A 15,650-nucleotide genomic window follows, 5' to 3' on the forward strand; every position below is an offset into this window, starting at 1 on the left:
CGGCATCGGATCGGCCGCTCCTTGCTGCTCATAGTAGATACTGGGCGATTATATGATATAATGAAGATTGCAGCTTTCTGGGCAGACCCGCGAAGATTAGCTTGGAGAGGATGAGTTCAAGCCATGGAACGCGAAGCGGATGTCGCCACTCGAGCCAGGCTCATCGAGTGGCTGAAGACGGAAGTGGCCGATCAAGAGGCAAGGTTGTTCAAAGCGATGTGGGACGGAAGCCGGGCCCGCATCACCGATAGCTTGGCGGGCTTGCTCGCATCCAGTTACATTCTGGGCAGGCGTCTCGGCATCTCCTATCGGGACCTGGACGCGGCCTTGGCCGAGAAGCTGGCTAAGCTCAAGCAAGAAGGACATCAGCTGGAGGATCTGTATCGGGATCTATCCGCCTTGGAAGAACATATCCGCAAGAGGTGACCCTGTTGAATATTGGGTGGAAGTCCGTGGCGTGGAGCGCGGCAGCGTTGCTTGTGCTGCTCAGCATCCCCACCCCGTTTGTCGCCATAACCCTATTTCTGATCATGGTGCCGATGGTTATCCTTTACACCATGCTCAAACCGATTTCGTTCGCCATCCACATCGCAGGCGTCGGAGTCGCCGCTTTCGCGTTTTTGGGAGCTTACTCCCTTCTGCCGCTGGTGTTCGGCTTATTCTTCCTCATCCCATCGGTCGTGATGGGGCACCTTTACAAGAGGAGAGCGCCCGCCAGGACGGTCGTCACCGTTACAATGGTTGTCGTTCTCGTTCAACTGCTCGTCGAGCTTGTGATTTTCTCGATTCAATACGATCTGAATTTGTCATCGGAATTGGCCGGCCTGTTCGAGGATTTCCTGAATCGGCTTGAGACCAACACGGTGATGCCCGCCGATTGGGTGTCGGAGACATCGGTCTACGTGGGCGATACCATCACGAAGATGCTTCCGGCGGTTCTGCTGCTCTCTTCGTTTATGATGGCCGTGATCACTCACGTGATTGCAAGGCGCGGCCTCGGGCTTATGGGCATCGTCGTTCCCGGCATGTCGGCCATGAGGAACTGGATGCTTCCGCGCAGTTTGATTTTCTACTATCTGATCGCTTTGCTCCTTAGCTTTACGATCTCCCCTGACAGCACGGGGTTCTGGAGCACGGTAACCGCTAACGCCGTTCCGGTTCTGCAGTTCGCCTTCACGATCCAGTCGATGGCCTTCTTCTTCTACTTGGCCGACGTCAAGAAGTGGAACAAAGCCGTACCCGTCACCATAAACGTGATCCTGCTGCTGATTTTCCCGCCATTCTACTTCATCGGGCTCCTCGACGCGGCATTCCCTATTCGCAAGAACTTCGTCAAGAAAGGCTGATCCTCCCGGCGGGCCTCGCGCCCGCCCGGCTGGACGCCAAGCGCCGTTACGGACAGGATGCCGAAGGCATAAGGTGCGGCATGGACATACATTGAGACCGGACCAAGCAGTGACAGGCACGGTCGGCATAAAGGGAGCGAAGCTTTAACATGCCTAAGTTTCTCGTTCATCGTTGGCATGGCATGCATACCGTATGGGCAATGGTGCTGGTTCTGTTGTTGACCGTCGCCCTTGCATGGTATGAGTGGGTATTGGGACTGGTGGGGTTGGTGCTAGGGGGCGCCATCGGCGTTTATTCGGTGCTGGCCGAACGGGCGTTCCGGAGAGACCTGAACGATTACGTGCTTACGCTGTCCCATCGCATCAAGGGAGTCGCGAACGACGTGATCGGCACGCTTCCCTTCGGCATTATTCTTTATAACGAGGACAAGGAAGTCCAGTGGCATAATTCCTACATCTCCGCTATATCCGGCCGTACCTCGGTAACCGGAACGCCTCTGCCGGAATTATTCCCCGGGGTGACGATCCCGGTGAAGGAGAAGGACCCGAATCGCGCGGAGACGACGATAAACGGAAGGATTTACGAGTTGCTCTTTCGCCAGCAAGAGCGCATGCTGTATATCAAGGATATAACCGAGCAATGGACGATCTCCAAGAAGTACGAAGACGAGAAGCTGGCGCTAGGGATCGTCATGCTCGACAACCTGGAGGAAGTCGCCCAGGGGATGGATGAGCAGCAGCGCGCCATCATGCTGTCTAAGGTAGCCGGGGAGATCACGGAATGGGCCAACAAGTACGGACTATTCCTCAGGAGACTCTCTTCGGACAAGTACATGGTCGTAACGAACCAGCTCGCCCTGAAGCAGCTGGAGCAATCCCGTTTCGAGCTTCTGGACGAAGTCAGGGAGCTGACGATGAACCTGAAGCTGCCGCTCACGCTCTCGATCGGCTTCGCTTCGGGCAGCGACTCCGTGGTCGAGCTCGGGCAGCTGTCGCAAGGCAGCCTCGATATCGCGCTAGGCCGCGGCGGAGACCAAGCCGTCGTCAAATTCGGCCAGCGGCAGAGCTTCTACGGCGGCAAGAGCAACGCGATAGAGAAGCGAACGAGGGTGAGGGCGCGGGTCATCTCCCACGCGCTGCGCGACCTGATGAAGGAGAGCGACAACGTCATAATCATGGGGCACAAGATGCCCGACATGGACGCGGTCGGCGCGGCTATCGGAGTGGTAAAGGCGGCTCAGCAGTTCGGCAAGGAAGCGTTCATCGTGCTCGAAGGGATCAACCCGGCCATTCAGAAGATGATGGATATGCTCCGGGAAGACGATAAACTGTTTAAGCGGTTCATTACGCCGGAGCACGCCATGAGTCTGACGAGCAAGCGGTCGCTGGCCGTCGTCGTCGACACGCATCGGGCATCCATGGTGGCGGAGCCGAAGCTTCTTCAGCTGACGGACCGCATCGTCCTGGTGGATCACCACCGCCGAAGCGAGGAGTTCATCGACGATGCCGTGCTGGTCTACATGGAGCCTTACGCATCCTCCACTTGCGAGCTGGTGACCGAGCTTCTCCAGTACATCCACGAGCGCGTCGTGCTCGAGGTTCGGGAAGCGACCGCGCTGCTCGCCGGCATTACGGTGGACACGAAGAGCTTCGCGCTCCGCACGGGCTCGCGAACGTTCGAGGCCGCCTCCTTCCTGCGCCGGAACGGAGCCGATCCGATTCTTATTCAGCGGATGCTGAAGGAGGATCTGGAGGAGTACATCAAGAAGGCGGAGATCATTCAGCACGCGGAGACGTTCCGCGATCATATCGCGATCGCGGTTGCCGACACCGGCAAGCCGATTCCGCAACTGCTTATCGCCCAGGCGGCCGATACGCTTCTCAATATGACGGGAATCAAAGCTTCCTTCGTCATTGGAATGAGGCCGGATGGGCAGGTCGGCATCAGCGCCCGCTCGCTCGGGCAGATCAACGTTCAGGTCGTGATGGAGCGTCTGGGCGGAGGAGGGCATCTCTCCAACGCCGCCTGCCAGATGCAGGGCAAGACGGTTCAGGAAGTGGCCGCGAAGCTTAAGCAAGTACTCAAAGAATTCGAGGGAAAAGAGGGGATACTGGAATGAAGGTCATTTTTCTCCAGGATGTGAAGGGTCAAGGCAAGAAGGGCGAAGTGAAGGAAGTATCGGAAGGCTACGCACGCAACTTCCTCCTCCCTAAGGGATATGTTCAGCTCGCTACGGATGGAGCCAAGAAGACGCTCGATCAGATCAACCTGTCCGTTCAGAAGCACAAGGACAAGGAGAAGGCCGACGCGAAGGCGCTGGCCGAGAAGCTGGCGGAGATGACGATCGTCGTCAAGGCGAAGTCCGGCGAAGGCGGCCGCCTGTTCGGAGCGATTACGAGCAAGCAGATCGCGGAAGCGCTGGAGAGCCAGAAGATCGTCATCGACAAGCGGAAGATCGAGCTGGGCGATCCGATTCGCACGCTCGGCGTCACGAAGGTTCCGCTTAAATTGCATCCGGAAGTAAAGGGCACTCTAAACGTGCAAGTCGTGGAGGAATAAGGGCATGAACATGAGCGGGGAAACGATCATGTTCGATCGGGTTCCGCCCCAGAACCTGGAGGCGGAGCAGGCGGTGCTTGGCGCCATCCTGCTGGAGACCGAAGCCTTGATCACGTCGATGGAGCGGCTGAAGCCGGAAGACTTCTACAGCGTCGCCCACCAACGGATCTACGAGGTTATGCTCGATCTGAACGACGACAACGAACCCCTTGACCTGATCACGCTCACGGCGAAGCTGCAAGACCGCGCTCAGCTGGAGGAGGTCGGCGGGGTTACCTATCTGGCGAAGCTCGCCCACGCCGTTCCGACGGCTGCTAACGTGGAATATTACGCTCAGATCGTCGAAGAGAAGTCGCTTCTGCGCCGCCTGATCCGCACCGCGACCCAGATCGTATCCAACGGATACGCGGGCGAGGACGAGATCGGCACGCTGATCAACGATGCCGAGCAGCGAATCATGGAAATCTCGAACCGCAAATCTTCATCGGGCTTCATCAGCATTCGCGATGTGCTCATGGAAGTGTTCGACCGGGTCGAGTTCCTCTACAACCATAAAGGCGGAACGACCGGCATCCCGTCCGGCTTCCGCGATCTCGACAAGATGACGGCCGGCTTCCAGCGAAGCGATCTGATCATCGTGGCCGCCCGTCCTTCCGTAGGGAAGACGGCGTTCGCCCTGAACATCGCGCAGAACGTGGCGGTGCGGGCCGGAGAGACCGTAGCGATCTTCAGTCTCGAAATGTCCGCCGCCCAGCTCGTACAGCGGATGGTGTGCGCCGAATCGAACGTCGACGCGGGCCGGATGCGGACCGGCTATCTGGAGGGCGACGACTGGGAGAAGCTGACGATGGCGATCGGGGCTCTGTCCGAGGCTCAAGTGTACATCGACGATACCCCCGGCATTACCGTGGCGGATATTCGCGCGAAGTGCCGCCGCCTCAAGAAGGAGAAGAACCTCGGGATGATTCTGATCGACTACCTGCAGCTGATCCAAGGCCGCGGCAAAGCCGGGGAGAACCGGCAGCAGGAAGTCTCCGAAATCTCGCGTACGCTGAAGCAGATCGCCAGAGAGCTGGAAGTGCCGGTCATCGCGCTGTCGCAGCTGTCGCGGGGCGTCGAGCAGCGTCAGGACAAGCGCCCGATGATGTCCGACCTTCGGGAATCGGGATCGATCGAGCAGGACGCCGATATCGTCGCTTTCTTGTATCGGGATGATTATTATAACCAAGATACGGAGAAAAAGAATATTATCGAGATCATTATCGCCAAGCAGCGTAACGGTCCGGTAGGCACGGTAGAGCTGGTCTTCCTCAAGAGCTTCAACAAGTTCGTCAGTCTTGACCGTTCTCATGACGAAAGTGCATAATAACGAATTTATTTGTGAATATTTCCGAACGATTGTTTAGGCTGTTGTGGAATTGTTCGTCTTTAAGTTGACTTCGCCTCGGTCAATTGCTACACTAATCTTGCCGCCTTGCGGCCAAATGGCCGTGCATCGGAACGAGAGCCTCGTTGCCGATGCGTTCGCGTGCGTGGTCTCCGGCAACTGGGATTCGGGGAGCGCCCGCTTGGAGGAGGCATCATCATGCCGGTTTGAGCGAATCAACCGGATGGAGGGATTGCTTTGTCTACAGTAGTTGTCGTAGGAACGCAGTGGGGAGACGAAGGCAAGGGCAAGATTACGGACTTCCTGGCGGAGAAAGCGGACGTCGTCGCCCGTTATCAAGGCGGCAATAACGCCGGTCATACGATTCTTATCCAGAACAAGAAATACAAGCTCACCATGATTCCTTCCGGGATCTTCAACGAGAACAAGACTTGCGTCATCGGCAACGGGATGGTCATCAATCCGGGCGCCCTGGTGGAAGAAATCCAATATATCATCGACAACGGCTTCTCGGTCGACAACCTTCGGATCAGCGACCGCGCCCACGTCATCATGCCGTATCATATCGTGCTGGATTGCTTGGAAGAAGACCGCAAAGCAGGCAATAAGATCGGAACGACCCGCAAGGGCATCGGTCCTTGCTATATGGATAAAGCGGCTCGCAACGGCATTCGCATCGCCGACCTGATGGTGGCGGAGGAATTCACGGAGAAGGCCCGCACCCTCATCGCGGAGAAGAACAACGTCATCACGCAGATGTACGGCGGAGAGACGCTGGACGCCGATAAGATCATCTCCGAATACCTGGAGCTCGCCGAGAAGCTTCGTCCTTACGTGACGGATACTTCGGTCGTTCTGAACGACGCGATCGACGAGGGCAGGAAGGTTCTGTTCGAAGGCGCTCAAGGCGTCATGCTGGACATCGACCAAGGCACCTATCCGTTCGTCACGAGCTCGAACCCGTCCGCAGGCGGCGTCTGCATCGGCTCCGGCGTCGGTCCTTCGAAGATTCGCCAGGTTATCGGCGTTGCGAAGGCCTATACGACCCGCGTAGGCGACGGTCCGTTCCCGACCGAGCTGCATGACGAGCTGGGCCAATGGATCCGCGACAAGGGCCATGAGTACGGCACCGTAACGGGACGTCCTCGCCGCGTCGGCTGGTTCGATACCGTCGTCGTCCGCCACGCCCGCCGCGTCAGCGGCATTACCGGCCTGTCGCTCAACTCGCTTGACGTTCTGAGCGGACTGGACACGGTTAAGATCTGCACCTCGTACCTCTATCGCGGGGAAGTCATCAACCACTACCCGGCGAATCTCAAGATTCTCGCCGAGTGCGAAGCGGTCTACGAAGAGATGCCGGGCTGGAGCGAAGACATCTCGAACGCGAGAACGCTGGAGGACCTGCCGGAGAATACTCGCCGCTACGTCGAGCGCGTGTCCGAGCTGACCGGCATTCCGATCGCGATCTTCTCCGTCGGCCGCAACCGCGAGCAGACGAACCAAGTCGCCGCAATCTACGAATAATCGGCTTCTGCCGCCCTGCATGGACGATTCCGGTCCGGCAGGGCGGTTTTTGCGTTATCCGGAACGTATAAGCGGCTTCGCCGTTAGGAAGACTTCAAAAGCCTATTTCGCTTGGTTCCCCAGCATTTTCTCTCTGAGAGAATGATAGCCGGTAGGTTTGCCCATACTAAACCTATGAAAACATAGGCAGGAGGGCAATCGAATGTGGAGATGGATCGGCTGGGCGGCGAAATTGGCGGCTAGCGCAATCTTGCTCAGCTTCTTATGCATTTGGACGACCGGCTACATCGTGAACAGTTACTTGCAGACCGTCGTCAAACAATTGGATATCCCGCTGGAGGTAGAGCCGTTCGCGCTCTCCGGCGTATGGGGAACGCTGTGGGGAGCGGACCACTCTCCGAAGAAGTCGGACGAGGCATCTACGGCCTCTTCTCCGCCTTCGTCTTCTCCCTCGCAGACAACGGGGCTCAGCTCAGGCTCGGAAGGGACATCTTCTCCGGAGCCGGACAACTTGCCGGACGGAACGACGGACGGCGTAACGAACGGTACAACCGACGGCACAACGGACGGCACAACGGACGGAACGACGAGCGGCATAACGGACGGGGAGGTCCCGTCTCCGAATCCGGACGATACGCCGGATGCCAACGCCCCTTCGCAAGTACCGGGTGGGGAAGCGGGCGCCGGCGGCGAGACGACCGGGGGGACAGACGCGGTCAAGCCGGATGACGGAGAGGCGATCCCTGTCTGGAATAACGGATCGGGAAGCTCGTCGGGATCGGCGATGACCGCGGAGGACCGTCAGCGGCTCTATTCTCTCGTCGTTTCGAAGCTGGATTCCGATCAGCTGCAGCAGCTGTCTTCCTATCTGAAAGGCGGCGTCGACGAGCAGGAGCTGCCCAAGGTTCAGGAGCTTCTTAAGGGCGCTCTGAGCGAGCAGGAATATGACCAGATGATGGCGATCATCCAAGGGCAGTCGACTTCTGTCGAACGCTAACTCCGATAGCCCCATATCCATATGATCGTAAAGGCCCCGGACACCCGGGGCTTTTTGCCTGTTATTATGAGATAATCTTCATAATCGTTTTATTGATAGACTTGTTAAAGGTATGCTAAAGTTTAAGTCAAGTTGACAAAATATCGGAAAAGTTTACCGGTTGTTAACCGAAGTCATCCCAAAGGAGATACTCATGGCCGTATTCAAGAGAACGGACCAAAGCCGTGGATCTATGGCCGCCATGCGGCAAGGACTCCAAAGGTTCTGGTCTACGTGCGTGAAGAACACCAAGCATCTCGCCAAGAAGACGAAGCCTACTACGCAGCACTTATTCGCTCACCATAAAGCTCCGCTCATCGCGACCGGCGTCGGCATTCTCGCCATCGCGGCAGTATTCATCGCAGCCAATCAATATGTCCAGGCCAACACGAATTCATACTATAAAGTCATGCTTAACGGACAAGTGATCGGCGAGATCAGCGACCAGCGGTTGGTCGAAAGCGCATTGAACGCCAAGAAAGAACAGCTCTCCCAGGAAGCTGCAGATATCCGGTACGAGCTGGACGAGAATCAGGTCGCATACGAGAGTGTAAGTGCTTACAACCAGACGCCGGACGACGAGGCTACGCTGGCGGCCCTGAAGGCGGGACTCTCGACCCACCCGGTCGGCATCAAGCTTGTCGTCGACGGCAAAGAGATCGGAATCGTGAAGAATCAGGAAGAGGCGGATGCGCTTCTTCAGAAGGTCAAGGCCAAGTTCATTCCGGCCGATGCGAAGGCGAACGGGAAGAGCACGGTCAAGGCGCTCTCCTTTACGGCTTCGGCCGCGAGCGCTTCGCCATCTCGAGTCGTCGAATCGATCTCCTTCGAGGAGGACGTCAAGACGGTTCCCGTCAAGATCGAGCTGAGCGACATCGACGACGTGAACGAGCTCTACTCCGAGCTGACGACGGGCAATCCGGAGAAGAAGACGTACACCGTCCAGCAGGGCGACTGCCTCGGCTGTATCGCCAAGAAGCTGAACCTGTCGGTCGCCTTCCTCAAGGCGAACAATCCTTGGATCGTGAACGACAAGATCGATGTGGGCGATGTTCTGGACGTCACCAAGAATACCCCGGTCCTGAACGTTCAATCGGAGGAGACGGTTACCGAGATCGAGATCATCGATCCTCCGGTCGAGATTCGCAAGAGCGACGACATCAAGCTGGGCCAATCGAAGACGCTGAGAACGGGAACGGAAGGCCAGCGAGAGGTTACATACCGCTTGACCAAACGGAACGGAGCCATGATCGAAGAGGAGCAAGTCTCCTCCAAGGTATTGAAGGCGGCGGTATCCACCATTATCGTGAAGGGCACGAAGGTGATCCCGAGCGAAGGATCGGGCAATTTCGCTTGGCCGGTAACCGGCGCTCGCATCACGAGCTACATGGGATCGCGCTGGGGCAGCATGCACAAGGGCATCGATATGATCGGCGGCAAGACGATCATGGCGGCCGACAACGGAACGGTAGAGTTCGCGGGTCAGAAGAACGGCTACGGCAACGCGGTCATTATCAATCATAACAATGGCTTCAAGACGCTGTATGGCCACATGAAGAGCATCTCCGTGAAGAAGGGGCAAGTCGTCTCCAAGGGGGATAAGGTCGGCATCATGGGCAGCACCGGCCATTCCACCGGCACTCATCTTCATTTCGAGGTTTACCTGAACGGGGTTCTGAAGAACCCGACGAGTTATCTATAGAGAGAATACAAACAGACAAAAAGGTTAGATCATACAGGGAAAACCATCGGAGGAAGCTCCGGTGGTTTTCTGTTTGAAGGGGACCGGCGACGTATCGTTCGGCCCGAATTGGGCAAGATCAGGCTGAAGAAGGATGCGGGACCGTAATCGTTGGAAACCTAGGCGGGAATGCCCAGCGGAAGGGCTTCCTCCGAAGCTACGCGCGGCTTGCCTATTATGTTAGAATAGAAGAGATAGAATGCTTCCCCGAGACAGGAGGCTTTAACCATATGCCTGGGAAAATATTAGTGGTGGACGACGAGCGTCCGATTGCGGATATCCTGAAGTTCAACCTGGAGAAGGAAGGCTACGAGGTCGTCTGCGCGTTCGACGGCGAAGCGGCCGTCCGGCTCGCGTTCGAGATCGATCCGGACCTCATTCTTCTCGACCTGATGCTGCCGGAGAAGGACGGCATGGATGTGTGCCGCGAGGTGCGAAGCAAGCTGTCCACGCCGATCATCATGCTGACGGCGAAGGACACCGAGCTGGATAAAGTGCTTGGCCTTGAGCTTGGCGCCGACGACTACGTGACGAAGCCGTTCGGCACCCGCGAGCTGCTCGCGCGGGTGAAGGCGCATCTGCGCCGCCAGCGCAAGCTGGACGCGACTAGGTCGGAGGAGGACTCCGCCGGGGATGTCGAGCGTCAGGGGCTTAAGCTGTTTAATCTGTTTATCGATACGGATATGTACGTGGTGTACAAGAACGGGCAGCCGCTCGATCTGACGCACCGCGAATTCGAGCTGGTTCATTATCTGGCGCGCAACAGCGGCAAGGTTATGACCCGGGAACATCTGCTTCAAGCGGTGTGGGGCTTCGAGTACTTCGGCGACGTTCGCACGGTCGACGTGACGATTCGCCGTCTGCGCGAGAAGCTGGAGGATGATCCAAGCCGTCCGGAGATTATTCTGACGCGGCGAGGGCTCGGTTATCTGATGCGCAATCCGAAGATGGCGACAGGCGGATTCGGTGGATGAAGCTGCTTCGTCCGTTCCGCACGATTCAAGCCAAGCTCATCATCATGGTGCTTCTTCTGATCCTGATCGCTCTCCAGCTGATTGGGGTTTATTTTATCAGCACGATGAAGAACTCGCAGATCGACTTGTTCACGGAGAACTTGGATTCCCAAGCCCAACTGCTCACGGTTATGGCCAGCTCGGCGATCGCCAAGCAAGGGGAATCGACGATAGCGGACGAGGGCAGCGAATCCCAGCTTGCGCAGCTGGTAAGCAACTTGTTCAACATAAGCGGGGCCGAGGCCCAGGTGCTCGACGCGAGCGGCCGGGTGTTGACCACTTCGCTTGAAGAGCATCAGTCCTATGTCGGCCGGAAGAACACTTCGCTTCTGGTAAGCCGCGCCCTTCAGGGGATCAACGACAACACCGAAGAGATAATCGACACGGACAACGTCAGGAAGAGAATCGTCGTCAAGCCGGTCATGAACAACGGCAAGGTTGTCGGCGCGGTCTATATCGTCGCATCGATGAAGGACCTGTACCAGACGGTGGAGCGGGTGAACCAGATCTTCGTCACCGGCATGCTGCTCGCCCTCGGCCTTACGGCGGTGCTCGGCATCCTGATCGCCGGCACGATCACGCAGCCGATCAAGGCGCTGACGCGCCAGGTCACCGCGGTCGCGGAAGGACGCTTCGAGGAACGGGTTCCGGTACTGGGGAAGGACGAGATCGGGCAGCTCAGCCTGGCCTTCAACGAGATGACCGACCGGCTCGGCGAAGCGCTGTCTATCAATGAGGAAGAGAAGGAGAAGCTGAGCTCGATCCTGTCCAACATGAGCGACGGCGTGCTGGCGACGGATGAGATCGGCCAGGTTATCGTGGCGAACCGGCGCGCCCGGGCGATGCTCGGCATCGAGAACCCCGAGGGGCGTACCGCATCGGAATGCCTCGATATCGACAAGACTCCGATCGCGGAAGCGCTGGAGGGCAGGGAATCGACGCTGCTGATCCACCGGCAGCCGTCGGAAGACGAAGAGAATCTGGTCTTCCGGGTCACGTTGACGCCCATCCGGCGCCGGGACAAAGGCGTCGTCGGCTCGATCGCCGTGCTTCACGACGTCACCGAGTCCGAGAAGCTCGAGCAGACGCGCCGCGAGTTCGTCGCGAACGTGTCGCACGAGCTGCGAACTCCGCTAACGACGATCAAGAGCTACGCCGAAGCGCTGGACGACGGCGCGATGGAGGAACCGCCGCTCGCGGAACGGTTCGTCGGCGTTATTCGAAGCGAGACGGAGCGGATGATCCGGCTCGTTACCGACCTTCTTCACCTATCCCGTTTCGATTCCCGCCAATCGCAGCTTCGCCGCCAGATGACCGATCTCGCGGAGATGACGGAGGATGTCGTCGACCGCTTCTCCTTGCAGCTCCGGCAGAAGGCGATTACGGTGCGCGTGCAGGTCGATCCCGGCCTGCAGAAGGCCTGGATCGACCGCGACGGCATCGATCAAGTGCTGGACAACCTGATGTCGAACGCCATCAAGTATACGCTGGACGGCGGCTCGATCCTTCTATCGGCACGGATCATCGATCCCCGGCATCTGTCGATCGCGGTGAAGGATACCGGAATCGGCATTCCGAAGAAGGATCTCGCCCATATTTTCGACCGTTTCTATCGCGTGGACAAGGCTCGCTCGCGCAGCATGGGCGGCACCGGGCTCGGCCTCTCCATTGCCCGGGAAATCGTCCGCGCGCATGGCGGCTCCGTCGGAATCGAGTCGGAGCTTGGCGCCGGGACGACGGTCACCGTTACCTTGCCGCTGACCCAGGAAGGAAGTGAGCACCCATGATGGAGAAGCTCAAGTCGCTACTGCTGACCTTGCTGGTCGTCATCAGCTTGGTGCAGAGTTACTTCCTGGCCTACAGCATGCCCAGCATGGAAGCGAACGTGAAGACGGAGCAGAACTACGTCAAGGCCGATCCCCTCGGTCCGGAGGAGAAGGTGGAGAATCTCCTCTATCCGGAAGAGCTGGTGCTCCATATGGGCTTGGATAAGCACACGGTGTTCTACCCGAACGATACGTTCTACGACATGGTGCTGGACAAGCTGAAGGGACGCGAGTTCAAAGGCTTGCAGAGAGACTCCATCGGCAAGATCAATTGGGATCAGGTTCGGCGGAACGATCTTGGCATCGAAGTGCGCTTCAGCCGGGCGATTCCGATCGAGCTTCTGCAGCGGGTGTTCAAGGTCGACACGGATTTTATCGTCAATTCCGATATGATCAACCGGATCTGGATCTTCGCCAGGCAGGATCGGGAAGAGGTTCGGACCTTCTTCTTCAGCTCGGATGGGCAGAACGTCTACGAATCGCTGCGGGCCGACCTGACCGTTCAGGACGTCCAGCAATACATCGGCTTCGGCCAGTACTGGACTCCGTTCAAGTATTGGGACGGCGGCGTCTACGTGCCGGACCAGGCCAAGAGCTATGACATCCTGAGGGTGCCTTATTCCTCGTATACGTCGGATCAGCTTCAGCGCAACCTGTTCACGGACCCAAGCACCACCAAGATGATTCAGGATCAGCAGGAAGGGACGCAGATCATCACGGACTGGAAGCGGGCTCTGAAGCTGGAGACCACGCTTGGTTGGATGTCCTATACCGACTTGGTAACGCCAACCGACACTCAGAATAACCTGACCGACAATATCGAAGCGTCGGTTCAGTTCGTTAACCAGCACGGCGGTTGGGGCAACCCGCATCGCCTCGTACGGTCGCTGGGACCGGCCAACGACAGCGTGGTTCGATTCCAACAGGATTACGCCGGACTGCCGATCGTCTCGAACGGGGACTTCCGGTTCGGGTACATGCAGCTCACTCTCCAGCAAGGGATCGTCTCCTCGTATGAGCGCTCCATGTTCGTGCTGGAGAGCGAGAAGCAAATCAAAGGCGCGTCGCAGAAGCTGCCGTCGGGAAACGACCTGCTCGCGATGATCCGCGAAGCAGCCGGCGGAGAAACCGTGGAATCCATCTTCCCGGCCTACCGGCCCAAGCTGGAGGAAGACACGATGCTGCTGCAGCCGGTCTGGGCGATTCGTCTCGCAAGCGGCGAGGTCAAGCCTGTTGGCTAAGCGAAGAAGCGCGAGGAAGGAGGGGCGAGGATGGATTGGGGTCGAGCCAAGAGCGTTCTGATTATTGCTTTTCTGCTGCTCAATTTGGTTCTGGGCTATCAGTTGTGGACGGAATGGCAGGAGCGGATCGACTCGGCCGTCGATTGGACCTCGCTTCCGGCCGAGACGCGGCAGGCGATGAGCCTCAAGGGGATTCATGTCGAAGCGGAGATACCGACGGAGACGCCGGAGATGCTGGAGCAGCTGACGTATCGGCTAAAGGCGACGCCCGCTAGCGGAGCGACGGGGGTCACGCTGAACCCTCAGCCGAATACGCGGGTCGTGTACACGGAAGAGGAGCTTCAGACGGCGCTAGGGGCGACGATCCCGGGTCTCGCCCAATATCGCTTCGATTACTTGAGCAGCCGCGACGGCGTATACGTGCTGAATCGCATGTTCGATAATTGGCCGATCTTCGATATCAAAGTAGAGCTATATTACAGGGACCAGAAGATCACGGCCTATCGCCAGGATACGGTCGAGAGCTTATCTCCGGAGGATTCGAAGCGGCAGAAAGTACTGCCGGCTACGATGGCGTTGGCGAAGCTCATCTCGAGCTACCTGCCGGCGGGTTCGACGATTCGGGTGATTCAGCTCGGGTATCACGGGCAAATTCTCGACTCGGAGATTCAGTTATCGGCTCCTTCGTGGAAGGTATTGCTGGATGACGGAGAAGTGTTCTACGTGAACGCCATCAGCGGCGAAGTCGTGACGGACAAAGAGAAGGCAAGCGGCGCGGACATTCCGGCTTAAACGGAGCGGGAATGCCGGCCGCGGGCAAGAGGAGAAACAAAACAGAAAGAGGACTGCGGCATGGGGCTTCGATTTACGGTATTATGCAGCGGTTCGACCGGCAATGCGACAGTCGTGTCGTCAAGCGCGGCTACGGTTCTAGTAGATGTCGGTCTAAGCGCTAGGAAAATAGAAGAGTTGATGCAAGAAAGAGAAGTGTCCGGCAGCGACCTGGACGCGATCTTCGTGACGCATGAGCACTCCGATCATATCAAGGGGCTTGGCGCGCTTGCGCGCAAATACAAGCTGCCGATCTACGCCAACGAGAAGACGTGGGCGGCCATGCATAAGCATGTCGGCGAGATCGGGGACGAGCAGCGGAAGATCATGCCGTCCGACAGCGCCATGGAGCTGTTCGACCTGCGGATCGAGTCCTACGGCATCTCGCACGATGCCGCCGAACCGGTCGGCTACTGCTTCGAATCCGGGGGAGCGAAGCTGAGCTTAGCCACCGACCTCGGTTATGTGAGCGACAGGGTCATGAGCCAATTGAAGAATTCGAACGTTCTGGTGCTGGAATCCAACCACGACGTCAATATGCTGCGCATGGGAAGATACCCGTGGAATATCAAGCGGCGCATTCTCGGAGATACCGGGCATCTCTCGAACGAAGCGGCAGGCGAAGCGCTTCGGGCCCTTCTGACGGACGGCGCGACGCGCAGGGTCTACCTTGCCCATCTCAGCCAAGAGCACAACATGATGGAGCTGGCCAAGATGACCGTGTCGAACGTGCTGGAGGATGGCGGAATCTTCTATCAAGCGAATGAATTCGCCTTATGCGAGACTCACTACGACAAGCCGACCCCATGGGACTTGGTCAAGTCATAACGGAGGCTGGGCCCGCGCCGGCTTCGAGCTCCAGCTCGGCTTCGCTCTCGCGGGCTTTGCGGCGCAGCTCATCCGGCGTCAGAACGCCTTTCTCGACGAGCAGCTCGATCAGGGAATCGAGGACGACCAGCTGTTGATAGTGCTCTTCCTTCAGCTGGGAGAGCCGAGAGGCGAGCTCCAGCAGGGAGTCGGTCAGAACGGAAGGCTTCATTGGCAGGACTTCCTTTCATTACATAGAATTAGTTTGTCCGATTGCCTTGCTTCCTACTAGCAATTCTATTAGTATTTTAGTCAAATCAGACAAATATATTCCGATA

General features: G+C 57.8%; 14 protein-coding genes. 13 read left to right on the forward strand and 1 reads right to left on the reverse strand.

What is annotated here, in order from left to right; all coding sequences use genetic code 11:
- Nucleotides 1–123: 123 nt before the first annotated feature.
- The 13 genes from ELR57_RS00200 (at nt 124) to ELR57_RS00265 (ending at nt 15,333) form a co-directional block, all read left to right on the forward strand.
- The gene (locus ELR57_RS00200) at nt 124–426 is read left to right on the forward strand and encodes a MazG-like family protein (RefSeq protein WP_126956050.1); all 303 of its coding nucleotides are present in this window, start codon (nt 124–126) and stop codon (nt 424–426) included.
- Between the two features lie 5 nt (nt 427–431).
- Nucleotides 432–1,346 (forward strand): DUF2232 domain-containing protein, encoded by a 915-nt coding sequence (locus tag ELR57_RS00205; RefSeq protein WP_158629881.1) that lies wholly within the window; start codon nt 432–434, stop codon nt 1,344–1,346.
- 149 nt (nt 1,347–1,495) lie between these two features.
- Nucleotides 1,496–3,466, forward strand: coding sequence for a DHH family phosphoesterase (locus ELR57_RS00210; protein ID WP_126956054.1), 1,971 nt, complete (start codon nt 1,496–1,498; stop codon nt 3,464–3,466).
- Entirely contained in the window at nt 3,463–3,906 is a 444-nt protein-coding gene (gene rplI, locus ELR57_RS00215; protein WP_126956056.1) for a 50S ribosomal protein L9, read from the forward strand. The genes ELR57_RS00210 and rplI overlap by 4 nt, the downstream gene beginning before the upstream one ends.
- Before the next feature lie 4 nt (nt 3,907–3,910).
- Entirely contained in the window at nt 3,911–5,272 is a 1,362-nt protein-coding gene (gene dnaB, locus ELR57_RS00220) for a replicative DNA helicase (RefSeq protein WP_126956058.1), read from the forward strand.
- Between the two features lie 258 nt (nt 5,273–5,530).
- Nucleotides 5,531–6,817, forward strand: a complete 1,287-nt coding sequence (locus ELR57_RS00225) for an adenylosuccinate synthase (RefSeq protein ID WP_126956060.1) — start codon at nt 5,531–5,533, stop codon at nt 6,815–6,817.
- A 202-nt stretch (nt 6,818–7,019) separates the two neighbouring features.
- Nucleotides 7,020–7,814 carry a hypothetical protein gene (locus ELR57_RS27760; protein ID WP_158629882.1) on the forward strand — a complete coding sequence of 265 codons (795 nt, stop codon included), beginning with the start codon at nt 7,020–7,022 and terminating at the stop codon, nt 7,812–7,814.
- Nucleotides 7,815–8,007: 193 nt separating this feature from the next.
- The gene (locus ELR57_RS00240; protein WP_126956066.1) at nt 8,008–9,555 is read left to right on the forward strand and encodes a M23 family metallopeptidase; all 1,548 of its coding nucleotides are present in this window, start codon (nt 8,008–8,010) and stop codon (nt 9,553–9,555) included.
- A gap of 269 nt (nt 9,556–9,824) precedes the next feature.
- Nucleotides 9,825–10,568: a response regulator YycF gene (yycF, locus tag ELR57_RS00245; RefSeq protein WP_126956068.1), complete on the forward strand. Its 744-nt coding sequence runs from the start codon at nt 9,825–9,827 to the stop codon at nt 10,566–10,568.
- Nucleotides 10,565–12,394 (forward strand): cell wall metabolism sensor histidine kinase WalK, encoded by a 1,830-nt coding sequence (walK, locus tag ELR57_RS00250; protein ID WP_126956070.1) that lies wholly within the window; start codon nt 10,565–10,567, stop codon nt 12,392–12,394. Before yycF ends, walK begins: the two co-directional genes overlap by 4 nt.
- Nucleotides 12,391–13,674 (forward strand): two-component system activity regulator YycH, encoded by a 1,284-nt coding sequence (gene yycH / locus ELR57_RS00255; RefSeq protein WP_126956072.1) that lies wholly within the window; start codon nt 12,391–12,393, stop codon nt 13,672–13,674. Before walK ends, yycH begins: the two co-directional genes overlap by 4 nt.
- A 30-nt stretch (nt 13,675–13,704) precedes the next feature.
- Nucleotides 13,705–14,466 (forward strand): two-component system regulatory protein YycI, encoded by a 762-nt coding sequence (gene yycI, locus ELR57_RS00260; RefSeq protein WP_126956074.1) that lies wholly within the window; start codon nt 13,705–13,707, stop codon nt 14,464–14,466.
- 60 nt (nt 14,467–14,526) lie between these two features.
- Nucleotides 14,527–15,333 carry an MBL fold metallo-hydrolase gene (locus ELR57_RS00265; protein ID WP_126956076.1) on the forward strand — a complete coding sequence of 269 codons (807 nt, stop codon included), beginning with the start codon at nt 14,527–14,529 and terminating at the stop codon, nt 15,331–15,333.
- Here ELR57_RS00265 and ELR57_RS00270 read toward each other — a convergent pair.
- The gene (locus ELR57_RS00270) at nt 15,323–15,544 is read right to left on the reverse strand and encodes a hypothetical protein (RefSeq protein ID WP_126956078.1); all 222 of its coding nucleotides are present in this window, start codon (nt 15,542–15,544) and stop codon (nt 15,323–15,325) included. The genes ELR57_RS00265 and ELR57_RS00270 overlap by 11 nt on opposite strands.
- Nucleotides 15,545–15,650 lie beyond the last annotated feature (106 nt).

The sequence above is a fragment of the Cohnella sp. AR92 genome (genome assembly GCF_003990975.1).
In the GTDB taxonomy this organism is placed as follows: Bacteria; Bacillota; Bacilli; order Paenibacillales; family Paenibacillaceae; genus Cohnella.

Excerpts from the sequence above, each read along its gene's own strand:
- ELR57_RS00200 (WP_126956050.1), top strand. The coding sequence starts at position 124 with ATGGAACGCGAAGCGGATGTCGCCACTCGAGCCAGGCTCATCGAGTGG.
- ELR57_RS00210 (WP_126956054.1), top strand. The coding sequence starts at position 1,496 with ATGCCTAAGTTTCTCGTTCATCGTTGGCATGGCATGCATACCGTATGG.
- rplI (WP_126956056.1), top strand. The coding sequence starts at position 3,463 with ATGAAGGTCATTTTTCTCCAGGATGTGAAGGGTCAAGGCAAGAAGGGC.
- dnaB (WP_126956058.1), top strand. The coding sequence starts at position 3,911 with ATGAACATGAGCGGGGAAACGATCATGTTCGATCGGGTTCCGCCCCAG.
- ELR57_RS27760 (WP_158629882.1), top strand. The coding sequence starts at position 7,020 with ATGTGGAGATGGATCGGCTGGGCGGCGAAATTGGCGGCTAGCGCAATC.
- ELR57_RS00240 (WP_126956066.1), top strand. The coding sequence starts at position 8,008 with ATGGCCGTATTCAAGAGAACGGACCAAAGCCGTGGATCTATGGCCGCC.
- yycF (WP_126956068.1), top strand. The coding sequence starts at position 9,825 with ATGCCTGGGAAAATATTAGTGGTGGACGACGAGCGTCCGATTGCGGAT.
- walK (WP_126956070.1), top strand. The coding sequence starts at position 10,565 with ATGAAGCTGCTTCGTCCGTTCCGCACGATTCAAGCCAAGCTCATCATC.
- yycH (WP_126956072.1), top strand. The coding sequence starts at position 12,391 with ATGATGGAGAAGCTCAAGTCGCTACTGCTGACCTTGCTGGTCGTCATC.
- yycI (WP_126956074.1), top strand. The coding sequence starts at position 13,705 with ATGGATTGGGGTCGAGCCAAGAGCGTTCTGATTATTGCTTTTCTGCTG.
- ELR57_RS00265 (WP_126956076.1), top strand. The coding sequence starts at position 14,527 with ATGGGGCTTCGATTTACGGTATTATGCAGCGGTTCGACCGGCAATGCG.
- ELR57_RS00270 (WP_126956078.1), bottom strand. The coding sequence starts at position 15,544 with ATGAAGCCTTCCGTTCTGACCGACTCCCTGCTGGAGCTCGCCTCTCGG.